At 38.6% G+C, this 3,401-nt stretch carries 5 protein-coding genes; all 5 read right to left on the bottom strand.

Annotation, left to right across the window (positions count from 1 at the left end):
- Positions 1–703: 703 nt before the first annotated feature.
- The 5 genes from GC093_RS15510 to GC093_RS15525 all read right to left on the bottom strand — a co-directional run bounded on the left by GC093_RS15510 (position 704) and on the right by GC093_RS15525 (position 2,972).
- Positions 704–1,117: an RDD family protein gene (locus GC093_RS15510; RefSeq protein ID WP_171652804.1), complete on the bottom strand. Its 414-nt coding sequence runs from the start codon at positions 1,115–1,117 to the stop codon at positions 704–706.
- Between the two features lie 179 nt (positions 1,118–1,296).
- Complete coding sequence (locus GC093_RS15515; protein ID WP_171652805.1) at positions 1,297–1,887, bottom strand: hypothetical protein; 591 nt, start codon at positions 1,885–1,887, stop codon at positions 1,297–1,299.
- A 207-nt stretch (positions 1,888–2,094) separates the two neighbouring features.
- Positions 2,095–2,220, bottom strand: a complete 126-nt coding sequence (locus GC093_RS36425; protein ID WP_281365249.1) for a hypothetical protein — start codon at positions 2,218–2,220, stop codon at positions 2,095–2,097.
- Positions 2,221–2,242: 22 nt separating this feature from the next.
- Positions 2,243–2,527 (bottom strand): hypothetical protein, encoded by a 285-nt coding sequence (locus GC093_RS15520; protein WP_171652806.1) that lies wholly within the window; start codon positions 2,525–2,527, stop codon positions 2,243–2,245.
- Positions 2,528–2,531: 4 nt separating this feature from the next.
- Positions 2,532–2,972, bottom strand: coding sequence for a DUF4275 family protein (locus GC093_RS15525; RefSeq protein WP_171652807.1), 441 nt, complete (start codon positions 2,970–2,972; stop codon positions 2,532–2,534).
- Positions 2,973–3,401 lie beyond the last annotated feature (429 nt).

Below are 3,401 nucleotides of genomic sequence, written 5' to 3' on the forward strand. Positions count from 1 at the left end.
CTAGCCGATTCCTGCCGGAACATTTGACAAAACAGGTGGGTAGCAATTGACGCTCACGATCCTTTTGAAGCAAGGGTAATCTTCAGCATCTTGTTGGACATTCCAATAGTAAGTCCTGCTGCTATACACTAACTTCCGTTTGCCCTTTCAATTAACTACCATCGGTTTGTTCCCTCGCTAATATCATACTAATTGGCTTTCACTGTATATTCTAGCAGCATCAAAGTATCCTGCCCGTTAGCTTAATGAGGCCGCCCGATCGATCCCGCGGAGGCCTCGTGGGGCTTGTGTTGAGCTTCAGTTCTGTTAGCGGAACGACTTAAAAAGAGGTAATTATTCATGGTGTTGAAATTAATCCAATATTTCAATATTTTTTTTAGCAATTAAAAAACATTCACTTTTATTTAATTTTCTCCATGGATCCAAATGTTGAAGCATAGATTCAATAAACCCTGCTATTTGCTCAGGGTCCCTTGAACCGCTAGAGTGAATGCATTTTAATATTTCATAACTTTCGATACCATAGATCTTTAAATCAAATGGATCCCATTCGGCAATGATTTTATGTATTTTGTTTCTTTGAGAATTAATAACAATTCCTCCCCAAATCCCTACATTACAATATACTTCACATATAACTTTGCTATCCTGCCCGTTACTTTAATAAACCAAAAGAAGAGCTGCCACGCGGCAAGCCCCTACACTATCGTTCTTCTTTAGCTTTAACTTTAACACCAACCACTTCTGTATTAAAAATAATGTCACCAATTCTTTTTCCCGATATTAAAAAATAAATAAGTTCGACGGGCCAAATTAATAAAGTTATATTTCGTAAAATTAATCTCCATGTACTTGGGACTTGGTCAATTCTCTTTCTGTCTATCACTGCGATATTAGTTATACGTTTTCCGATACTTCTGCCTTTTACTACGTCTTTGAACATAGTAATAATTAAAGCAATTGCTGTCACAGAATAATTTAACTTTCTTAATTTATTAAAATTCTCTACACTCATTGGGGATTGAGTCATTATGTCCCATGAAATTAAAAAATAAAATATAGTAGTAACTATAGAAAATAATAAATGATCAATAAAAAAAGCACCCAATCTTGTCATTCGTTCTGCCCTCATAAATGTTCCCTTCCACATTAATATTTAAAGTATTTTTACGAACTACCATATTTAGTATTCCACGAAGTGATGGCACTAACTTCTGCCCGTTAGCTTAACGCCCACCCCATCCGTTAAGGAAAGGGATTAACGTTCATTAGTCATAAAAAGGGGCAGGGCATTACCTATTTTCCTCTACCAACACTATTGCTACTGCTACCTCTGCTCCCCAAATTATTACTTATCTTACCGTCTGGGTTGCTCCTATTGTAGCCGTCATTACCACCGCGCCAATAACCATTAACTTGTGTGCCATCACTACGTTGATAGCTGTTAACCCAATGAGGATCAACATTATGAATACCCGGTCCGGGATTACTCCCAGTTTCATTTATGTAATAATCACTGGGACCGTTACCTTCCCCTGCATCTACCGAATTAAATAAAGCTGATCCCAAAAGGAAGATTCCGAATAGAAAACAACATGGTCCTAATATTAGGGGTATAGCTGATATTGATTGATACTTATCTATTTTTTTGGATAAATTCGGGTACTGCTCTCTCATTGTATGTTTTGCCTTAGATTTCAGTTCTGCTTGTTTCGATTGTCTAAAACCAAGAAACCAATAATCGCGGCTTATTCTTTCATACTCACCGTCCACCAGGGAATCGAACTCCATCGAGTATTTATTGTTCATTATAAGTACTCCGGAAATAAAGGTTACAATACCTATGATCAAATATTGCCACCATGATAGTTGCAAAAACCAATCCATGTGATGCCCCCACCTCAACATATAGCTAATAATATAGGTATATTACCACATTTTAATAAATTTGGGGTTGCTACATTAAAAACATCACCCCATATTCAGCTTTTAGCCGATCGTCCAAAAAAAAACGAAAAAGCCGCCCAGGTGCTTTCTAGGTGACTTCTGTGATTAATGTCCGGCAGTTCCTTCATCCTTGTCCATGTACAGGAACTAGCTGTCTATCATTTCTTGGTATTTCCCATAAATCTCGAAAGCTTCCACCGGAGACAAATCGACCTGTTTATGTTGCACCAGCACTTCCACAATCGACTCTCGGCTGATCCCTGCTCTCTCCATGGCGGTAATAATTGCCCCTAAGTCACAATGCCAAGTTCCACACGTCGTGATAATGCCGCCCGTCGCCAAATGAATTCTCCAGCTCTTCCTTCCACATCTTAAGCTGTTCACGTTGCCAACGCTTCCTCGCCCTTTCGTACTTCTTAACGACTTCAGGTGAAGCGTCAGGCCGTAGTGCGTCAGTCTCCCTGTCAAACTCAGGCCAGCTATACCATGACGGTTCAGCCATTGATACCATTAACCTCGCCTCCTCACGTTCCTTCTTCCAATCCGAATTGCCGCCTTTATCCGTGCTACAGTTCTCCATTATTTCAAGGGCATTTCACTTTTCTGGCAAAGTAAGGACCACACCTACCGGTCTCATGAGTTTTTACATAGGTCCAGTTAAATTCTCTGTCTACAATGTAAATATCAGTTTCTGCGAACAGGTCATCAACTGTAAACATAGATGACTTCTCAAGAATTAGCGCATAATCAAAATGTTGATAAAAAACAAAGCAGGTACTCTTTGGTTCATTGTTAAACGCTATCTCAGCTTGTGCTTCTTTGAAACAATTCTTTTTTTCATAACTAAATAGATGCCATAAATAACCACGTGCACCACTGGCATTATGTAGATAAATTGCTTTCTTTTCTTCAAGTGTCAGATGGTTTGCGAAGTTAAATTCCCACTGATTCCGTAAATAATGTCCCCATTTTGGTATTTCGATTACTCTAATTTTCTTGTTATTAAGTATATCTAACAGTCCCATTCAGACCTCCAATTCGCAGAAATTCCACAACTTAACAATACCATAAAATGGATATTGTTATCACATTATCCTGCCAGTTAGCTTAACGCAGCTGGCATTCGTGTCTTAAATGGAAATTCTGCTTAGTAGCTCTTAGAACAAATTCTGTGTAATGGAACTTAGTAAATATAGCTTTATTTTCTAGCCAAATTCTTTCACGATTATGCACCTATGTTTGTGTCCTAAATCGATTATGCACCTATGTTTGTGTCGTGACTTCGCGACACAAACATAGGTGCTTTTAAATAAAAAATCCCCATTTTACGGGGATATCAAAGCACCTATGTTTGTGTCGCCGGACAATAATTGTCTAATGACACAAATGGATTTCCAATAAGATTTTCTGATTCGAACCGCCCATTTCCCTCTACCGCCTCCGTCACAAAAAAG

Origin of the sequence: Paenibacillus foliorum (genome assembly GCF_013141765.1) — a bacterium.
Lineage (GTDB): Bacteria > Bacillota > Bacilli > Paenibacillales > NBRC-103111 > Paenibacillus_S > Paenibacillus_S foliorum.

Excerpts from the sequence above, each read along its gene's own strand:
- GC093_RS15510 (WP_171652804.1), bottom strand. The coding sequence starts at position 1,117 with ATGACAAGATTGGGTGCTTTTTTTATTGATCATTTATTATTTTCTATA.
- GC093_RS15515 (WP_171652805.1), bottom strand. The coding sequence starts at position 1,887 with ATGGATTGGTTTTTGCAACTATCATGGTGGCAATATTTGATCATAGGT.
- GC093_RS36425 (WP_281365249.1), bottom strand. The coding sequence starts at position 2,220 with ATGGAGAGAGCAGGGATCAGCCGAGAGTCGATTGTGGAAGTGCTGGTG.
- GC093_RS15520 (WP_171652806.1), bottom strand. The coding sequence starts at position 2,527 with ATGGAGAACTGTAGCACGGATAAAGGCGGCAATTCGGATTGGAAGAAG.
- GC093_RS15525 (WP_171652807.1), bottom strand. The coding sequence starts at position 2,972 with ATGGGACTGTTAGATATACTTAATAACAAGAAAATTAGAGTAATCGAA.